The organism is Alteromonas sp. CI.11.F.A3, assembly GCF_032925565.1.
Lineage (GTDB): Bacteria > Pseudomonadota > Gammaproteobacteria > Enterobacterales > Alteromonadaceae > Alteromonas.
The window spans coordinates 3,990,239-4,010,141 of record NZ_CP136708.1; the positions used below are offsets into that span (position 1 = coordinate 3,990,239).

14 protein-coding genes are annotated in these 19,903 nt (G+C 44.4%); 8 read left to right on the plus strand and 6 right to left on the minus strand.

Features of this window, described 5'->3' with window-relative positions; genetic code table 11:
• Positions 1–40: 40 nt before the first annotated feature.
• The 6 genes from surA to R1T43_RS17210 all read left to right on the plus strand — a co-directional run bounded on the left by surA (position 41) and on the right by R1T43_RS17210 (position 6,605).
• Positions 41–1,321 (plus strand): peptidylprolyl isomerase SurA, encoded by a 1,281-nt coding sequence (gene surA / locus R1T43_RS17185; RefSeq protein ID WP_211069866.1) that lies wholly within the window; start codon positions 41–43, stop codon positions 1,319–1,321.
• A 14-nt stretch (positions 1,322–1,335) separates the two neighbouring features.
• Positions 1,336–2,319, plus strand: a complete 984-nt coding sequence (gene pdxA, locus R1T43_RS17190; RefSeq protein WP_013785394.1) for a 4-hydroxythreonine-4-phosphate dehydrogenase PdxA — start codon at positions 1,336–1,338, stop codon at positions 2,317–2,319.
• A complete protein-coding gene (rsmA, locus tag R1T43_RS17195; protein WP_057793809.1) occupies positions 2,316–3,143 on the plus strand; it encodes a 16S rRNA (adenine(1518)-N(6)/adenine(1519)-N(6))-dimethyltransferase RsmA in 828 nt (275 codons plus the stop codon). The genes pdxA and rsmA overlap by 4 nt, the downstream gene beginning before the upstream one ends.
• Before the next feature lie 9 nt (positions 3,144–3,152).
• Positions 3,153–3,527 carry a Co2+/Mg2+ efflux protein ApaG gene (apaG, locus tag R1T43_RS17200; RefSeq protein ID WP_013785396.1) on the plus strand — a complete coding sequence of 125 codons (375 nt, stop codon included), beginning with the start codon at positions 3,153–3,155 and terminating at the stop codon, positions 3,525–3,527.
• Between the two features lie 11 nt (positions 3,528–3,538).
• Positions 3,539–4,354: a symmetrical bis(5'-nucleosyl)-tetraphosphatase gene (locus R1T43_RS17205; RefSeq protein WP_317350497.1), complete on the plus strand. Its 816-nt coding sequence runs from the start codon at positions 3,539–3,541 to the stop codon at positions 4,352–4,354.
• 226 nt (positions 4,355–4,580) lie between these two features.
• Entirely contained in the window at positions 4,581–6,605 is a 2,025-nt protein-coding gene (locus tag R1T43_RS17210; RefSeq protein ID WP_211069869.1) for a methyl-accepting chemotaxis protein, read from the plus strand.
• A 146-nt stretch (positions 6,606–6,751) separates the two neighbouring features.
• Here the strand turns inward: R1T43_RS17210 and lysC are convergent, their stop codons facing one another.
• The 6 genes from lysC to R1T43_RS17240 all read right to left on the minus strand — a co-directional run bounded on the left by lysC (position 6,752) and on the right by R1T43_RS17240 (position 17,422).
• A complete protein-coding gene (gene lysC, locus R1T43_RS17215; RefSeq protein WP_211069870.1) occupies positions 6,752–8,101 on the minus strand; it encodes a lysine-sensitive aspartokinase 3 in 1,350 nt (449 codons plus the stop codon).
• Positions 8,102–8,173: 72 nt separating this feature from the next.
• Positions 8,174–8,623 carry a DUF192 domain-containing protein gene (locus R1T43_RS17220; protein WP_317350500.1) on the minus strand — a complete coding sequence of 150 codons (450 nt, stop codon included), beginning with the start codon at positions 8,621–8,623 and terminating at the stop codon, positions 8,174–8,176.
• A gap of 70 nt (positions 8,624–8,693) precedes the next feature.
• Positions 8,694–11,306 carry a bifunctional aconitate hydratase 2/2-methylisocitrate dehydratase gene (gene acnB, locus R1T43_RS17225; RefSeq protein WP_317350502.1) on the minus strand — a complete coding sequence of 871 codons (2,613 nt, stop codon included), beginning with the start codon at positions 11,304–11,306 and terminating at the stop codon, positions 8,694–8,696.
• 359 nt (positions 11,307–11,665) lie between these two features.
• Complete coding sequence (locus R1T43_RS17230) at positions 11,666–12,595, minus strand: DNA ligase (protein WP_317350504.1); 930 nt, start codon at positions 12,593–12,595, stop codon at positions 11,666–11,668.
• A gap of 200 nt (positions 12,596–12,795) precedes the next feature.
• Entirely contained in the window at positions 12,796–15,609 is a 2,814-nt protein-coding gene (locus tag R1T43_RS17235; RefSeq protein ID WP_211069874.1) for a bifunctional aconitate hydratase 2/2-methylisocitrate dehydratase, read from the minus strand.
• A 415-nt stretch (positions 15,610–16,024) separates the two neighbouring features.
• Entirely contained in the window at positions 16,025–17,422 is a 1,398-nt protein-coding gene (locus tag R1T43_RS17240; protein WP_317350506.1) for a PQQ-dependent sugar dehydrogenase, read from the minus strand.
• A 97-nt stretch (positions 17,423–17,519) separates the two neighbouring features.
• On the opposite strand from R1T43_RS17240, the gene R1T43_RS17245 reads away from it, so the two are divergent.
• The gene (locus R1T43_RS17245; protein ID WP_317350508.1) at positions 17,520–17,990 is read left to right on the plus strand and encodes a hypothetical protein; all 471 of its coding nucleotides are present in this window, start codon (positions 17,520–17,522) and stop codon (positions 17,988–17,990) included.
• 232 nt (positions 17,991–18,222) lie between these two features.
• A complete protein-coding gene (locus tag R1T43_RS17250) occupies positions 18,223–19,791 on the plus strand; it encodes an AMP-binding protein (protein WP_317350510.1) in 1,569 nt (522 codons plus the stop codon).
• The last annotated feature ends 112 nt before the right edge of the window (positions 19,792–19,903 follow it).

Genomic DNA, 19,903 nt, shown 5'->3' on the forward strand with positions numbered 1-19,903 from the left:
AGCCCTACGTTAAGCATTAACCAATAATAAAAGAGTGAGTATGAAGTTCATAATCCGGGCCTTGTTAGTCAGTGCAGTGTTGTCGTTTAGCAGCTACGCGCAAGAAGTAATGCTTGACCGCGTAGCGGTTATTGTCGATCAGGGTGTTGTACTTCAAAGTGAAGTAGATGCACTCATGAATGACGTTAAACGTAATGCAGAGGCAAATGGGCAAGACCTTCCTTCTGACCGCGCACTGCGTACTCAAGCCATCGAGCGTTTGATCACTAAGAGCCTTCAGTTGCAGATGGCACAAAGAATGGGTATTCAAATAAGTGACCCACAGCTTGAGCAAACCATTGCAAATATTGCTGCAAACCAAAATACCACGGTAGATGAATTACGCAGACAATTGCGTTTAGAAGGCATTGCTTATGAAGACTACCGTGAAGATATTCGTGAAGAAATCGTAATGGGTGAAGTACGTCGCGCGAATGTTCGTCGCCGTGTTTACATTACCGATCAAGAAAGAGAAACCCTTATTGAACTCATGGAACAACAGGGGGCTGAACAAGAAGAATACCGTCTAGGCCACATTCTTGTTGGCTTCCCATCGGATCCTTCTGACGAGCAAATCAATGCAGCAAGAGAGCGAGCAGACAAAGTCCTTTCTCTATTAAATTCTGGGTCAGATTTTGCTAAGATAGCAATTGCATCATCATCAGGTAACGAAGCCTTAGAAGGTGGTGATATGGGTTGGTTGAATATTAACGCTATGCCTACCCTGTTTGCTGAAGCGATTCAGGGTAAAGCAAAAGACGAGCTAGTCGGCCCTATTAGAAGTGGTGCTGGTTTTCATATCTTGAAAGTTTTAGATACTCGAGGCATTGAAAAAGTAACCATTGAAGAGGTTAACTCTCGTCATATCCTCGTTAAGCCTTCAATTATACTCAGTGAAGATAAAGCAAAAGCGATGCTTGTTAAATTCAGAACTCAGCTTGAAGCGGGTGAAGCTGAATTTGAAGACCTCGCTAAAGAACATTCGGAAGATCCAGGTTCAGCCCTAAAAGGTGGTGAGCTTGGTTGGTCAGATCCAAACAACTACGTACCAGCTTTTAAAGACGCCCTTGCGCAATTATCGGCTGGTGAATACAGCGACCCAGTACGTTCAGTACACGGTTGGCACTTAATCCAATTAATCGATAGACGTGTAGACGACGCAACAGAGCGCCGCAAAGAAGACAAAGCGTATCAGCTTATTTTCAACAGAAAGTTCGCAGAAGAAACGGAAAACTGGTTACGTGAAATGCGCGACGCTGCCTACATTGAAGTTATCGAGTAATATATAGAGCATAAATGACACCGATAAAAATTGCAGTAACACCAGGTGAGCCTGCCGGTATTGGGCCAGACTTAATTATTAAGCTGGCTCAAGAATCTTGGCAAGCTCAGTTAGTGGTATTCGCCGATGGCGAGATACTAGAGACCAGAGCGAAAGCGCTTGGTTTACCGCTTACTTTACTTCCTTATGATGCATCAAACCCGCAGGTTCAGCCTGCGGGTTCACTGTTTATTAAGCAAATTGATAAAGCCGCCGATGTGGTAGCCGGAACGCTAGATAGCGAGAACGGGTTATACGTAGTAGAAACCCTTCGACAAGCTTGCCAAGCAAACATGGAAGGTGACTTTCATGCGGTAGTCACAGGACCTGTGCATAAAGGTATTATCAATAAAGCAGGCGTATCTTTTAGTGGCCACACTGAATTTTTCGCTTATCAATCCAATACCATTGATGTTGTCATGTTATTGGCAACTGAAGGCTTAAATGTTGCGCTAGCGACTACCCATATTCCTTTAGAATATGTGTCTCGTGCCATCACGAAAGAACGTCTTCACAAGGTGCTCCATATTATCAATACCGACTTCAAACTGAAGTTTGGTGTTCGTAATCCACATATCTACGTGTGTGGGCTCAATCCCCATGCAGGTGAAGATGGGCATATTGGTACAGAAGAAATTCAAACCATTATTCCGGCATTAAATGAGTTGCGTGAAGAAGGCCTAAATATTACCGGGCCACTTCCTGCGGACACTATATTTCAGCCTAAATATCTGGAAGATGCAGACGTTGTTCTTGCGATGTACCACGACCAAGGCCTTCCCGTGCTAAAATATAAAGGGTTTGGCGCTTCGGTTAACATCACCCTTGGCCTTCCATTTATAAGAACATCCGTCGATCACGGTACTGCACTTGATTTAGCAGGCCATGGTAATGCCGATCCTGGCAGTTTCAGAAAAGCATTGGAAAAAGCCATTGAGCTTGCACATCATCAACAATGAGTAAAACACATTTAGGCCACACGGCCAGAAAACGCTTCGGACAAAACTTCCTACATGACGACTATGTGATTGGTCAGATTGTGTCGGCGATTAATCCGCAACACGAGCAAAACTTGGTTGAAATAGGCCCAGGATTAGGCGCACTAACCGATCCGGTTTGCGATGAAGTTGAAGCACTTACCGTTATCGAGCTTGACCGCGATTTGGCCAAGCGTTTACGCGAGCATCCGTTTAACGGCGATAAGCTAACAGTTATTGAGCAAGACGCAATGACAATGGATTTCACTGAGCTGGCTAAAACCATGCCTGTGAAAGATAAAGGCTTGCGCGTTTTTGGTAACTTACCGTACAACATCTCAACGCCGTTGATGTTTCATTTGTTCTCTCACGCCGCCTGCGTAGATGACATGCACTTTATGCTACAAAAAGAAGTGGTGAATCGCTTAGCTGCTGGTCATGGCTCTAAAAGTTATGGTCGATTATCGGTAATGGCGCAATACTATTGTAAAGTCATGCCGGTACTCAATGTACCACCAGGTGCCTTTAAGCCGCCCCCGAAGGTTGATTCTGCGGTAGTACGTCTTATTCCACATAAAACACCGCCGGTGGATGTGGTTTCAGTAGCTACCCTTGAGCGAGTATGCGCGCAGGCGTTCAATCAACGTCGCAAGACAATACGAAACTCGTTAAAAGAAAGTCTTACTGAAGCACAAATCAGCGAGCTGGGTATAAACCCAACCGTAAGGGCTGAAGTGCTATCCTTGCAGGATTTCGCCACCATAGCGAATGCAGTATCAGCGTTAGAAGAAGCACAAGAAAATTAAAGTTAGCTTATGAATGAGTCTGAAATTAAGGTGCGGGTGAAAACCCGTCACCTGCCCGAGCATCTACCTTCTGATTCGCCACAATTCGCGTTCGCTTATCACGTGACCATTGTTAATGACAGCCAAGAAACGGTACAACTGATTAATCGTTACTGGCAAATTACCGATGCTAACGGTAAAACCTCAGAGGTAAGTGGATCAGGTGTTGTAGGTAAACAGCCCATATTAAAACCGGGCGAAGATTTTGACTATACCAGTGGTGCAGTACTTGATACCCCGGTAGGAAATATGCAAGGCTATTACGAAATGGAGCGTGAAAACGGAGAACGTTTTCGTGTTCCCATTGAAGTATTCCGTTTAGCGGTTCCCAACATTCTTCACTAAGTTTGAGACTTATGACCTATCGCAACACCTTTGTAGTGGGTGATATTCAAGGCTGTTATGGCGGGCTACAGCAACTGCTAGAAAAAGCCAAATTCTCTGCGGATAAAGACAAACTCATCGCCGTTGGCGACTTAGTTGCCCGAGGCGAAGACTCGTTAGGTACCTTACGGTTTCTAAAAAGCTTAGGTAGCAGTTTTGAGACAGTGCTAGGAAACCATGACCTTCACTTGTTGGCTGTGGCGAATAAGATTCGTAAACCTAAGAAAGCTGACAACCTTCAGCCCTTACTTGATGCTCCCGATTTAAAAGCATTGCTAGATTGGCTTCGCCAGTTTCCCCTCGCTAAAAAAATCAATGCCAATCAAACTATTGTACATGCCGGTCTTTACCCGCATTGGAGTACAGACACACTCGTCAGCTTAAGTGATGAAATCAGTCAACAATTACAATCGAAGCACTATACTGATTTTTTGAAAAACATGTACGGCAACACGCCAGTCAAGTGGTCTGATAAACTTGAAGGCGTACCGCGAACTCGCTTTATTGTAAACGCATGTACTAGAATGCGCTTTTTAAACGCAGATACTAGCTTAGAGTTTGAGACCAAATCCCATCCTTCTCAAGCGTCAAAGTCTGTTGTACCTTGGTTCAAAATAAACAATGCCCACCTTAACGCTCAAGAACAGGTACTTTTCGGTCATTGGGCTGCACTGAATAGTGAGACGCAAGATAATCGTTTCGTTGCATTAGATACCGGTTATGTTTGGGGCCAAGAAATGACCATGCTGGATGTCAATACAGGTAAGCTCATCAGAGTACATGCATAAATTACTTAATTGATACAGCAAACTACTAAATCACAAATTCTTGTGCTTTACTTGTTAACTTAATAGCTTACCTGCCGATACTCTGGTTATATACGTTAGTCTATAATCCCATTACAGTTCATGTTATGTATTTTAATACCTTTCTCTGGGTCATTGAGGTGTATTTTGGACGTAGTGCGGGGTAGTATCGTCACGCAAAAGAATAAAAAATAGTCTAGGAGTTTCAATGAAGATTACAGTAGCCACTCGCGTAATCGGCGGTTTTGTAGCAATTACTTGTCTACTGATTGTCATTAGCGTTGTTTCGTTGTTTAACCTCAATTCCATCGGTTCAGCTACCGAAGAGGTAAATGACATAGCGCTTCCTACAGTAGCGGGTAGTAACGCCTTAAAAGCGAACTTCCTGAACATGGGTAGATTGACATTCGAAGCCTATATTGAAGAAAATTTATCGGGCCTTCAGGAAAAGCGCACTGCTTTCAATCAAAGCCGAGATATGTTCGAAACTGAATATAAGAAGCTTGCCACTGCGGTTGCCAATGAACCTGAACTGCAAAGTAAGTTAAACAGCGTTCGAGCTTCCTATGATAACTACATTAAAAATGTTGAAGCGGTTTACCTGAACCACCAAAAGTTCATGGATATTCGAAACACTATTGACGACCGTTTAGGTGATGCTGAAGACAATGCTGACGATGCGTCTACTTACCTACTAGACTTTTCAGACCTTGACGCAGTGCAAAGCGACCCAAATCTTAGACGCGCAGCAGATATTGGTAGCCAACTAGAAACCTCATTACTTTCTTTACTTACCGTTTCTTATGAATACGTAAAAACAGAAACTATCGTACGCTCTCAAACGCTAGGTAACGAAGTTGACTTAGTGGTAGATAAGGTTGCTACTTTACTTAGCGATATGGGCCAAGCCGCTGGGCAGCGCGACCAATCTGGTACGCTTAGCGATATTAATGAATTGGTAAACGATGCTCTAAATGCGATTACCGCCAGTGATGGCGTCATGGCGCTGCATGTAGAAAGACTAGAACGCAGAAATGACTCTGAAAACGCGCTTAATGCGTCAGATAAAAACATTGCGAATGGTATTGTGGAACTTGAGCAGCTTCTTTCTCTTGCTGATGCTAAAGCGAAAGACGTAGAAAACCAAGTGAACAGCGCTATCACCACAGGTAACATTATTATCAGTGCGGTGGTTATTCTGTCTATTGCGATAGCCATCATTATTGGTTACATAACAGTTCGTGCCATTACTCGCCCGCTGTACCGCGTGAACGAGTTGCTTACCGTGGCGTCGTCTGGAGACTTAACCCATCGCCTTGACGATTCTGCTGAAGATGAATTTGGCCTATTAGCTAAAAACTGTAATAACCTGATTGGTAACCTTAAAGAGCTGATTTCAGGAATTAATACCCGTGCCGAGCAACTTGCCGCAGCATCAGAACAAACCTCTGCCGTTACTGCGCAAACCACCCATTCGATTCAAGATCAGAAGTCGCAAATTGGCCAGGTGGCAACAGCGACTACAGAAATGCACTCTACCTCGCAATTGGTAGTGCAAAACGCTGAAGATACGCTGAGCCAAATTCGCCATGCGGATGCAGAGGCTGAAAATGTACGTCAACTCTCGCTTGAGAATAAACGTATTATCGAAATTCTAGCCAAAGACGTACAAGACGCTGCAGATGTTATTAACAAACTTCATCAAGACAGCGCCAGCATCGGTGGCATTCTTGATGTTATCCGCGGCGTGGCCGACCAAACTAACCTACTTGCCTTGAATGCGGCCATTGAAGCGGCTCGTGCGGGTGAGCAAGGTAGAGGCTTTGCGGTAGTTGCTGATGAGGTTCGTACTCTTGCCAGCCGCACGCAACAGTCTACGCAGGAAATCAACGCGATGATTGAGGTACTTCAAGCGGGTGCTGAACGCGCGGTATCGGTAATGAATCAAGGTAAAGAGCAAACCGTAGCCTGTGTAGAGCAAACGGAAAAAGCGACGCAAGCCCTTGATATTATCTCTGAAGCTGTACACAAAGCTCACGACGTAAGTTCTCAAATTGAACAATCGGCACGTGAACAAAATACTGTGTCACAAGAAATTAGCGAGAAGCTTGAAACTATCGTTAATATTGCTGAAGAAACCACATCAGGTGCTCAGCAAACTTCTGACTCTAGCCACGAAGTGGCAAGACTTGCTGAAGAACTACAGCAATCTATCCGTCAGTTTAAGGTCTAGTTCCACTTAAGGTTTAGCACCACACTGAGTATTTGGTTTGCTTGAATTGAGTTAAACTAGATTGGATTGACTTAAATAGTCAGCTTTAAATAAAAAAGGGAAGGTTAACACCTTCCCTTTTCTGTCTGTGAGAAAAACATAACGCGCTATTCGAAGAGCGCTTTATGCAAGTCCTTCACTATTTTATCGCTGTCAGTTTCATTCACTAGGAATGACAGGTTGTGCGGGTTCGCACCGAAACAAATCATGCGTAAGTTAAAGTCAGACACCGCAGCGAAAATCTTGCTAGATACACCAATTGCCGTTTGCATGTGGTTACCTACCACAGTGACTAAGTCGTAACCATTCTCTACTTTCACATCACAAATAGTCTCAAGCTCTGCAATGGTTTCTTTGTTCAAGCGCTGTGCCACAGAATTAGCAGGGTTATCTAAGGTAAACGACACCGAGATTTCTGATGTCGTTACCAAATCCACACTTAGCTTGTGCTTCGCGATAATGGCAAAAACCTGCTGTAGGAAGCCCTGTGCGTACATCATCTTAGGTGTTTTTACTGTCACCATAACTTGGTCTTTACGGCGAGTAATGGCCCGATAAGGAGGCTCTTCCACGCAGTCTCGAACAATCCAAGTACCGCCCTTTTCTGGCTCTTTACTTGAGCCTACAAACACTTTGATGTTTTTACGAAGAGCAGGTTCCATGGTTGCAGGATGAAGCACTTTAGCACCAAAGGTCGCCATTTCAGCCGCTTCTTCAAAGCTAAGTTCTGGTAACGGACGAGCAGCTGCAGTAATACGTGGATCGGTAGTATAAACCCCAATCACATCGGTCCATATTTCACAGGCATCGGCGTCTAAAGCTTCAGCAATAAGCGCAGCTGTAAAATCAGAACCACCGCGACCTAATGTGGTAGTGCGACCTTCATCATCAGCTCCTACAAACCCCTGCGTTACCACAATGGCATTTTCAATTTCAGGGGCTAGCAACTGCTTCGCCAAAGCTTCAATAGTGTCAATTTGTGGTACGGCTTCACCAAACTCACTGTCGGTGCGCAAAACTTTCCGTACATCGAAGTTCATGGTAGCCACTTCTTGTTCAGCCAACACTGCACTAAACATCAATGACGACATGCGCTCCCCCATAGAAAGCAACTGGTCTTTCAAATCGTTTCTATGCAGAATCTCTTCGTGGAATGCTAGCGATTTCACTTCATCTAGCAAATCGTTTAATTTACTTTCAACCGAGCTTTTATCAGCAAGCTTGTTGAGAATGGCAAGTTCAATATCAACAATAGACTGGCAAGTAGATTCTATTTGCTCTTGGGTAAGTGGGCTGTGCGCCAAATTCACAAGGTGGTTTGTCACCCCTGCTGATGCGCTGACTACCACAATACGGGTCGCACTGTTTGAGGCAACAATTCGCGCACAGTTTTGCATCACTTCATAGTTCGCAACACTGGTTCCGCCGAACTTGGCGATGGTTAAAGCATTTGCCACGATTTCACTCCGAATTTCTTTTACCGAGCATGTTGCTCGATACTGACCGGCGAATAGATTATTCGCACCGGTTTAACGATTAATTTCTATCTGGTCACCCACACTTATATTGTGTGAAGCGAACCACCCTTGGTTCATTTCTAGCGCGTAGAGTACCTCTTTAGTGGCCTGCACCGACGTTAGGTCGTGAGGCTCTAGAGGTTTTATATCTGTAATTACGCCGTTTCTGTCGATATAGGCGACATCTAAAGCAACATTCGTATTCTTCATCCACATACTGGCGTATCTTGACGATGCAAACTTAAAGAACATTCCACAATCATCACACAGTGACTCTCTGAACATTAACCCTTGGGCACGTTGTTCAAAAGAATGCGCGTATTCCATTTGATAAAGTTTGCCGTCAATCGTTAAGGTGATTTGATCAAACTCTACGCTTGGCTGCATTTGTGCGCTGGCATTCAAAGCGCCATATCCTAGAAGCACAAAAAGCGCGATTGCAATGAAAGTAGTTTTAGCCATTAGACATTCCTTTAACCCATAAAAAAAGCCGGACACTTACTGTGCCCGGCTTTGTAGTTTATACACTAAATCAGGCAACATTCAACGTTGGAATGATATTGGCCTTCGCCTCTTCTTCAGCCTTCTTGAAACTTGGCATTTTATCAAAGTTTAAGTAGCGGAATACTTCAGACGACATGGAGTTAATTTTACTCGCATATTCCATGTATTCTTCTGCCGTAGGAATACGGCCAACGATAGCGCCTACCGCCGCTAATTCAGCCGATGTGAGGTATACATTCGCTCCATCACCTAAACGGTTAGGGAAGTTTCGAGTTGAAGTAGACAGTACTGTGGTACCTGCATCTACACGTGCTTGGTTGCCCATACACAGTGAACAACCAGGCATTTCTGTACGTACGCCTACCCTGCCATAAATATTGTAGTAGCCTTCTTCCATTAACTGAGCCTTATCCATTTTTGTCGGTGGCGACATCCACAAACGGGTAGGTAAGGTTTTATTAAACTGCTCAAGTAATTTACCTGCAGCACGGAAGTGGCCAATATTCGTCATACACGAACCAATGAAGACTTCATCGACATTTTCACCGGCTACGTCTGATAAGGTTTTCGCGTCATCAGGATCGTTGGGGCAACACACAATAGGCTCTTTAATATCATTAAGGTCTATCTCGATAATTTCTTTGTACTCAGCATCCGCATCGGCGCGCATAAGTTCAGGGTTAGCCAACCACTCTTCCATCTTTTGAGCACGGCGCTCGAGGGTACGTGGGTCGCCGTAACCTTCGTTAATCATCCAACGAAGCATAGTGATGTTTGAATTGAGGTATTCAGCAATAGACTCTTCAGACAGATTAATACTACAGCCTGCCGCAGAACGCTCTGCTGATGCGTCAGATAATTCAAATGCTTGCTCTACCGTTAGGTGCTCAAGCCCTTCAATTTCGAGCACGCGACCAGAGAACGCATTAATCTTGCCTTTCTTCTCTACGGTAAGTAAGCCTTGCTTAATACCGTATAACGGAATGGCGTGTACTAAATCACGCAGGGTAATGCCTGGCTGCATTTCGCCTTTAAAACGAACCAGAATGGATTCAGGCATATCAAGGGGCATGACACCGGTTGCTGCAGCAAACGCCACTAAGCCAGAACCGGCAGGGAACGAAATACCCAATGGGAAACGGGTGTGTGAATCGCCACCTGTACCTACCGTGTCTGGTAACAACATGCGATTTAACCAGCTGTGAATAATGCCGTCGCCTGGGCGAAGCGATACACCACCTCGGTTCATCATGAAATCTGGTAAGGTGTGCTGCGTTTCTATATCAACAGGCTTAGGATAGGCCGCGGTGTGACAGAACGACTGCATGGTTAAGTCAGCAGTGAAACCAAGACAGGCTAAATCTTTTAGCTCGTCTCGCGTCATAGGACCTGTGGTATCTTGCGAGCCCACTGTGGTCATTTTAGGTTCGCAATAGGTGCCAGGGCGAATGCCTTCAACGCCACACGCTTTACCTACCATCTTTTGGGCAAGAGTATAGCCTTTACCGGTATCGACAGGTTGCTCTGGGGTACGGAACAAATCTGTTGCGCCTAAGCCTAATGTTTCTCGTGCTTTTTCAGTTAACGCGCGGCCAATAATAAGGTTAATTCGTCCACCAGCGCGTACTTCATCTAAAATTACTTTAGATTTATAGTCATATTCAGCTAATACTTCGCCAGTTTCATGATTGGTGATTTTGCCTTCAAACGGGTAGATGTCGATAACATCGCCCATATTCATTTTTTCTACATCAGCTTCAAATACTAAGGCCCCGGCATCTTCCATCGTATTGAAGAAAATGGGGGCCACTTTACTTCCAATACAGACACCGCCGCCGCGTTTATTAGGTACGCCGGGTAAGTCTTCACCAAAGAACCACAACACGGAATTGGTTGCCGATTTACGTGATGAACCAGTCCCTACCACATCACCCACAAAGGCAACGGGATAACCTTGGTTTTTTACCTGTTCAATTTGTTTCATTGGGCCTTTCACGCCATGCTCTTCTGGCTCTAAACCGTCACGAGTCATTTTATAAGCCGCTAAGGCGTGAAGGGGAATATCAGGGCGCGACCAGGCATCGGGTGCGGGTGACAAGTCATCGGTATTGGTTTCACCGGTCACTTTAAATACTGAGTAAGTGATTTTATCGTCCATTAATTTACGCGACGTAAACCATTCACCTTCTGCCCAAGACTTTATAATATCAGTGGCAAATTCATTTCCGGCTTTGTGTTTTTCTTCAACATCATGGTAGGCGTCAAACATGAGCAGCGTGTGCTTAAGTTCTTTAGCGGCGAGGGGCGCTAGGTTGTCATCGTCGAGAAGCTCAACCAATGTCACGATGTTGTACCCACCATGCATATTGCCTAGAAGCTCAACGGCCTTTTCTTTTGAAATTAACGAGCAGCTATCTTCGCCTTTCACGATAGCACTTAAGAACCCCGCCTTTACATAAGCGGCCTCATCCACGCCCGGAGGAACGCGTTCAGATAACAATTCTAATAAGTTATCTGCTTCGCCTTTTGGTGGATTTTTAATTAACTCAACCAAGCCGGCTACCTGTTCAGCATTTAGCGGCTTAGGAGGGATCCCTTCAACAGCACGTTCTTCTACATGTTTGCGATAGTCTTGTAACACGATGTCTTCCTCTTGATGTCGCTTGCGCAATGGGGATAAACGGTCTTGTACGGTCTTGTACGGTCTTGACGCAAGGTCTGATTAAAAATACTTCATCAGTATAACGATTAACCTGCCTAAATTAAATTTTTGAGGCTTTTTATTCGTTTATAGTCGCCATTCAGCGCACTTAATATTGAACGATTAAAGCTATTAATAAGAAACAAATTAAACTTTAAAACTAATTAATATTTCATCTTATTATTTCTGTTATCGCTTTCTTTCATCATTACCAGTCATCACTCCCTGTCATTAGCAGCATGGAGGTTACCACCGTTAAAACCAAGCTATGTTTGAATACCACAGGTGGGTATAACGCCTTATAAATTTGGTAGGTCTTTAGCTGGACGAATATGCCTAAAGCTCGCAAAGCGGGGAATACCTTTTTTTGTTAAGCCAAAATATTTGAAGGTGATCCAGCTGTTCAGTGGTGGCGGATATTGACGCTGTTTTATACTAAACCCTGTTCCAATTTTAAATTGTATACCCTCAGGCGTTTCTACAATAAGAGAGCCCATCATGCCAGCGAACTTCCCTTTTCCTTTTACATAGCCAATCACTTGGGCTTCTGCATCGCTATACCGTTTCGCTTTTAATAACTGATTACTGCGCCCGCTCTGATAAAAGGCCGCTTTGTGATGTAGCATTAAGCCTTCACCGCCCTTTGCGGTGACCTCATCTATTTTCGCTTCAAGCAGCCGCTGAGAACTCAACGTAAATTGTGGGACCATAGCCAAACTGCTGCTATCGGCTCCCCTCACTAATGATTCCATTGTAGATAAGCGCGAGGCAAAAGGTACATCGCTGACGGGCATATCAAACACCATCATCTTCACCGCCCTCCAACGTTCATCAGGCGTATGGCTAAGTACAATTGAAGCGATAGATTCAAAGCTGCTCCGCTGCGTCCATAGCTCTCCATCAAGGGCTACATCAGGCCAGTTGTAGGTAAACCACGTAGGTGCATAAATTTTATTCCCATTTCGGGTAACAAGTTGCACTCCCGTCCAGCGGGCCCTAACGCCATCTAATTTTTCGCTTACGAAATACTCAGCAATATTGATGTTATCACCTGCCGTGTAAGTCGCTGCGGTTTGGATAGGCGGAACAGTCTGCTTGGGCACTCTTGTAATGGGGTTAAGCATTGGCTTAGCAGCGTTAGACATTGCGTCAGGAACGGGAGCGGCCAATGAGGCTGGAAACGAGCTTATCGCGAGTATTAGTAGTAAGAAAAAGGGTTTGAAATTCATGTCCGCATTCTTGTTAAAAACAAAAAAGCTTACGCTGTTCAACTTATGAGTAAACTGGGCTTAGGACGGGTTTACATGAAGGTTTAGAATTCAGGCGGGAATACAGGTGGGAATCAGGTAGGAACATATATATAAAAAAGCCCCAACCAAGGTTGAGGCTTTCACACTAAATTTCAATTAACCAAAGGTTAAGTTTGAACTTAGCTTACTGTTTTAACAGCAACGCTTGGCGAAAATTTAGGCGCAACAGCCATATCTTCAGCCGGTGGAGCGAAGTCTGTAAGGTTAATACCTTCAACCGCAGCTTTGTACTCGTCCATAGTAGGGAAGCGTCCCAGCACAGCAGACAATACTACCAATGGTGTTGAACCAAGAAGTGACTCGCCTTTCTTCTCGGTAGAGTCGGCAACAACACGGCCTTGGAATAAGCGCGTAGAGGTAGCAATTACCGTATCACCAGGTTCTGCTTTTTCTTGGTTACCCATACAAAGGTTACATCCTGGACGTTCTAGGTACATGATGTTGTCGTACTTAGTACGTGCTGCTTCTTTCGGCTTGTCGTCGTTAAACTCGAAACCAGCGTACTTAGTAAGGATATCCCAATCGCCTTCCGCTTTAAGCTCATCAACAATGTTGTATGTTGGTGGTGCAACAACAAGTGGTACGTTAAACGACACACTGCCATTTTGCTTTTCAAGGTTGCGAAGCATTTGAGCGATAATCTGCATGTCACCTTTGTGAACCATACAAGAACCAACAAAGGCTAAATCAACGTTTTTACCGTCGTAGAAAGACACTGGACGAATAACATCATGGGTATAACGCTTAGAAACGTCGTCGTTGTTTACGTCTGGGTCGGCAATCATTGGCTCTTCAATTTGATCCAAATCAACCACAACCTCAGCGTAGTACTTCGCGTTGTCATCAGGTGCTAGTGCAGGGTTCTCACCAGACTTGATTTCAGCAATACGCTTGTCAGCAAGGTCAATCAAACCTTGAAGCATGTTGGCATCGTTTTCCATGCCCTTGTCGATCATTATCTGAATTCGGCTCTTCGCAACTTCTAGCGACTTGATCATAGTCTCGTCGTTAGAAATACAGATTGAGGCTTTCGCCTTCATTTCTGCCGTCCAGTCAGTAAAGGTAAACGCTTGGTCAGCAAGCAAAGTACCGATTTGTACTTCAATAACTCGGCCTTGGAACACGTTCTCGCCGCCAAATTGCTTAAGCATTTGAGCTTGAGTAGCATGAACAACGTCACGGAAATCCATGTGGCTCTTCATGTGACCTTTAAAGGTTACTTTAACCGACTCTGGAATTGGCATCGCCGCTTCACCTGTCGCAAGCGCTACCGCTACCGTACCTGAGTCAGCACCGAACGCGACACCTTTAGACATACGCGTATGTGAGTCACCACCAATGATAATAGCGCGATCGTCCACGGTAATATCGTTTAATACTTTGTGAATAACGTCAGTCATTGCATGGTAAACCCCTTTAGGGTCACGTGCCGTGATTACGCCAAAGTTATTCATGAAAGACATAAGCTTAGGAATATTGGCTTGAGCTTTCTTATCCCATACCGATGCTGTATGACAGCCCGACTGGTATGCACCGTCTACAAGCGGAGAAATCGTTGATGCTGCCATTGACTCTAGCTCTTGGCATGTCATCGGACCGGTTGTATCTTGTGAGCCTACAATATTTACTTTAACGCGAACGTCTGAGCCAGCGTGAAGCGGGGTCTCAGACTTAACGCCTACCGCATTGCGGTTAAAGATTTTTTCAACAGCAGTTAGGCCTTGGTTCTCTACAGATACTTCTTTCGAACGTGCGTAAACTTCAGGAACGTCTGTGCCTAACACTTTTGCAGCAAAAGTTTGTAATTGCTTACCAAACGTTACCGCGTAAGAACCACCCGCTTTCATAAACTCCATTTTTTGTGGAGTGAAAGCGCTTGATATATCAGCAAGTTCTTCTGAACCGTTGAACAATTTCTTCGCTTTAGTATCGATAGTCAGCACAGTACCAGTCGCAACAGAATAAGCTTGCTCCAATACTGGGTCGCCGTTCTCATCACGAACCACTTCACCGTTAGCATCAGTTTTCTTAACCCAGTTTTTAAGGTCTAAACCAATACCGCCAGTAACGTCTACCGTGGTTAAGAAGATAGGTGCGATTCCGTTAGTACCTGCAACCACTGGCGCTTTGTTCACAAATGGAATGTAAGGGCTTGCTGCTTCACCGGCCCAAAGTGCAACGTTATTTACACCAGACATACGCGAAGAACCTACGCCCATGGTGCCTTTTTCTGCAATAAGCATGACTTTAGCGTTAGGGTGCTTTTTACCTAGCTCAACAATTTCTTGCTGTGCTTCAGGGGTGATCATGCACTGGCCATGTAACTCGCGATCTGCACGGGAGTGAGCTTGGTTACCTGGAGAAAGTAAATCAGTAGAGATATCACCTTCTGCAGCAATATAAGTCACTACATCAATTTTTTCTGGTACGTCAGGCAATTTAGTAAAGAACTCTGCTTTTGCGTAGCTCTCAAGAATGTCTTTTGCTATTACATTACCTGCGTTATAAGACGCTTCTAAACGCTCTGTATCAGCTTCGTATAAGTAAACCTGTGTTTTTACTACTTCAGCGGCTGTCTTAGCAACGGCTTCGTTGTCTGAAAGTGCCAAATCTAGAAGTACTTCAACAGACGGGCCACCTTTCATGTGTGAAAGCAGCTCTAACGCAAACTCAGGTGTAATTTCAGCAACAACTGACTCACCTAGTACGATTTCTTTAAGGAATGCGGCTTTAACACCTGCAGCACTTGTTGTACCTGGCAGTGTGTTGTAGATGAAGAAGTTAAGAGAGTCTTCACGGTGCTCGTTATTCGTATCTTTAATTTGAGCAATAATTTCTGACAGTAAATCAGCACTGTCGATAGGCTTAGGGTGTAAACCAAGTTCCGCTTTACGGGTCTCGATTTCGGCCATGTATTCTGAATACAAACTCATATAATTCTCTCGGTCTTGGTTATACGTAGGTATTTTTTATACGCAGGGGTTAATTATACGTCGGTCTTAGCTATACGCATGAAATTATAGTGGTTATTTTAACTGATTTTTAAGCATCAGGTAATCATTAGAAAATGGCAGAATGGCGCAAAGCCCCATTTACACTTTTCATTAACTTCAGCGTATTGACAATTTTCTAATCTGGCAGTTAAACGCCAATTGACTAAAACAAAAAATAATTACTAATTATCATTGAGTTAGAATAAAAATCTAGCGTTAAGCTCGTTTTATATTGCTTCTTTGGGCAATATGAAAAGCGAGCTATACAAAGCACGACTTATCTTAGGTATTTCTCGTATTTATGGTCGAACCAGATGAAATAATAAACAATAATGTTGTAATTTTACAATATTTTCTAATTATTAGATTCAATGTGATAAATCTGAGCTAGTTCTGAGCTAGTAGCCGCGACTGAAGGATCAGGTTGTAGTAACTGTATAAGCTTGGCACTTTCCCCATCAGTCAGCACATAAACACCGCCATCGCCCCCTACTGCCACATCACGAACCCGTTGATTTATTGAAGAAAAAACTCTTCGATACTGAAAAGGCTGGCTTGATACGTCAACCGCATAAAGCGCTTTCGCTTTTAAGGCAGAAACAAGCAAGTGATTAGAGAGTGCCGGAAAAGTATTGTGGTTGTATATCGCCATGGATGATGGCGCTATAGATGGCGTCCAATCCACGAGTGGGTTAACCATGCCTTCGTATTGATTAAAGGGGGAAATGGTTGCCCCAGAATAGTCCCTTCCTAGCGTAACCACCGGCCAACCATAGTTCGCACCAGACGTAAGCTTGTTTAGTTCATCGCCGCCATCTGGGCCGTGTTCATGCAAGTAAACGTCACCATTTTGCATTTTCACTAACCCTTGTGGGTTCCTGTGCCCAAAGGTGTAAACAAACGGTGCATTGTTAAAAGGCACATTCGAGGCAGGCTTTCCTTCTATGGTAAAACGAAGCACTTTCCCTAACTGTGAACTTAATACTTGGGCCTGTTCTCGGTAATCGAAACCGTCTCCTGTAGTCACCAACCAAGTGCCATCATCCATGGCCACCAGCTTGCCACCAAAATGCACTGGCGTAGCCTTGCTGTCGTTAATTTCTATTACTGGTGTGAGTGCTTCAATTTGCCCATTATCAGCCAAAACTCCGCGCATGATTGCCAAACGATTCGCGTCGTCGGTGCCCTTCGAGTACGAAAAAAGAATGACTTTCGAAGTGCTAAAATCAGGAGAAAGCGCCATGTGCAGCAGACCGCCCTGCCCTTTTTGATAAAGCTGTGGAAGGGGTAATTTTTGTTGAGCCAAGGTTTTTCGAGCTGATGCTTGTGCTAACCCGGCTTGTTTGGGCGAAGATGGTTTGCCAGAACTACCCACAGTAGAAGGTACGGTGACAATCGTGCCGTCTCGTTCTGCCACTAGCCAGCTGCTATCGGGCAATTGCAAAAGTGCTTTGGGGTAATGCAGAGCATCGGTGATTACCCTAGTTATTGCCGTATCAGAAGTTAGTGCCTTAGAGGCTTGTTCTTCAATAGTACGTTTACCCGAGGTATCTGCTGAAGCACAGTAGGTTGATAATGAACTCAAGCACGTAAGCATTATCAAGGTTACATGTCGTGAAGGTCGACGCGCCTGGTAGTTTTCATTTCCACGTATTTTGCTCACACGCTTTTTATTGTCTAGTTTTCTATTAGCTAGTTTTTTAGTATCGAGTTTGTTGATACCAAGCATTGCCCACCCGCTTCGGCTAAACATAATTTCCTTCCCCCTATTTATTAAGCTACCTTAGCATGCAATAGTAGTTTGATTGTTATAACACCTTAAAATAGCGTAAACAGCGGAAACAGCGGTTATGTGGTCTTTTATCAAAAGTTTTCTTCCTGCGTGGTTAGCAACCTTTCTAGTGGCTAGCAGTTTACACACGTTTCAAGTACTAAACGCACTATCCAATCTTGGGGTGGCAATATCACTCTCCGACTGGCTATCTACCGCATGGAAGGATGTAGTAGGTTTGCTACCCACTTATGGCATTATTATCGCTGTTGCACTGTTACTTGCGTTCGGGGTTGTCACTATCATTCGCAAATACGCCATAAAGCACGACATTACAAAACCTCGCTTTATCACGTTAACGAGCGTGGCGGGTGCAAGTAGTATTGCCGTCGCGTTACTTGCCATGCAGCCTATTCTTAACGTCACGCTTATTGCAGGCGCACGTGGGTATGATGGCTTTTTACTTCAATGTTTCGCAGGGTTAGTAGGTGGTTTCATTTATGGCTTATTGCGGGCAACGAGTACGTCGGGTCCACTTTTAAATAGCTAATCGCCAGTACTCCCAGCGCCACTCCCAACACTAATATCACGCTGGATACACGCTTAAACCTTGCTCAAACCAGCAATCCCCAAACCCATTCAAATTTATTCAAACTGTCAGCAATCATCACTGAGGTGAATATTTAGCTATAATGTAATAGGTATGTAAATAAAAATGAACATTTGTTACTGTAGCGGCATAGTCATCTTTCATTGAAACCTCTCATTCAGGATAAAGCATTATGTTAACGTACCCAGAAAACGTTACTTGCCTGGCCGACAATATTGAAGCCGTTCTTATTAAGCATGCTGATAAGCCTGCGTATACCGCATTAGGTCAAACCCTTACCTTCAAAGAAATAGACGAAAAATCTGCTGCCTTAGCGCGCTACTTCACTCATGAAGCCAAGCTAGAAGCTGGCGACAGAATTGCTATCCAGCTGCCTAACCTCATTCAAAACCCTATTGCCGTTTATGCTGCTTTGCGCGCCGGCTTGGTAGTGGTTAACACTAACCCGCTTTATACCGAGCGGGAAATGAAGCACCAATTTACTGATAGCGGCGCGACAGCGTTAGTTATCTTAAGTGATTTACTGCCAAAATTTGATGCCATTAAAAGCGACACGCAAATTAAAACCGTCGTTGCTACATCGGCGACTGAATTATTAGATGCTGCTACGGCGCCAACTATGACAGGCACAGTTTCGTTAACTGATGCGATTAACGCCGGTGCAGATTTGCCCGCAGTTGTGAGGCCTAAAACAGAGTTTGAAGCCCTTGCCATGTTGCAATACACAGGAGGAACTACCGGTGTATCTAAAGGCGCAGCCCTTAGCCATAAAAACGTTATGAGCAATAGCGTTCAAATGCTTGACCACCTAGGCGGTTTCTTCAAAGAAGGTGAAGAAGTGGTAGTTTGTCCACTTCCTTTGTATCACATTTATGCCTTTACGGTTTGTATGATGGCGCTGTTCGCAAAGGGCAGCCATATCGTGCTTATTCCGAATCCTCGCGATATCGACGGCTTCATTCAAACATTAAAGCCGCACAAAATTACCGCGTTTGCGGGTATCAACACGTTGTTTGTTGGTTTGGGTCGTCACCCAGAATTTGCCAAGCTCGATTTTTCAAAACTGCATTTAACCATGTCTGGTGGTACGGCCCTCACTCAAGGCGCGGTATCTATATGGAAACAAGTAACCGGCAATACTATAACTGAAGGTTACGGGTTGTCAGAAACCGCGCCAGTGGTTTCTTTTAACCTACCTGGCGAGGAAGAAATTGGTACTGTTGGTAAACCACTGCAAGATACTGAAGTTGCCTTGCTAGACAGCTACGATAATCCAGTGGCCGAGGGTGAATCAGGGCAAATTGCGGTTCGTGGACCACAAGTTATGCTGGGCTATTGGAACAGAGACGATGAAACCGCAAAAGTTATGACCAAAGATGGCTACTTCAAAACTGGTGATATCGGCATTTGGGTAGCATCTGGCGCACTTAAAATTGTCGATCGCTTGAAAGACATGATTATTGTTTCTGGCTTCAATGTGTACCCTAATGAAGTAGAAGATGTACTCACTGCCCACCCAGATATTATGGAAGCCGCTGTAGTCGGTAAACCAGATGATAAATCTGGTGAGCGAGTATGCGCGTTCATCACCGTAAGCAAACCCGTTACTAACGATGACATCATTGCGTTTTGCAAAGAAAGCTTAACCAATTACAAAGTCCCTAAGGAACTTACCGTTTTAGAAGAGCTGCCTAAATCGACCGTAGGGAAAATACTCCGTAGAGAGCTGCGTTCAGCCTAAATTGCCTTAGCGCTACTTGCCGTTAATGTGAATAAAATCAGGTTATTGCTACCAAAGAATAACCTGATTTGTTTGCTGCAATACCATTTCCGTTCTATAAATAATCTATTAA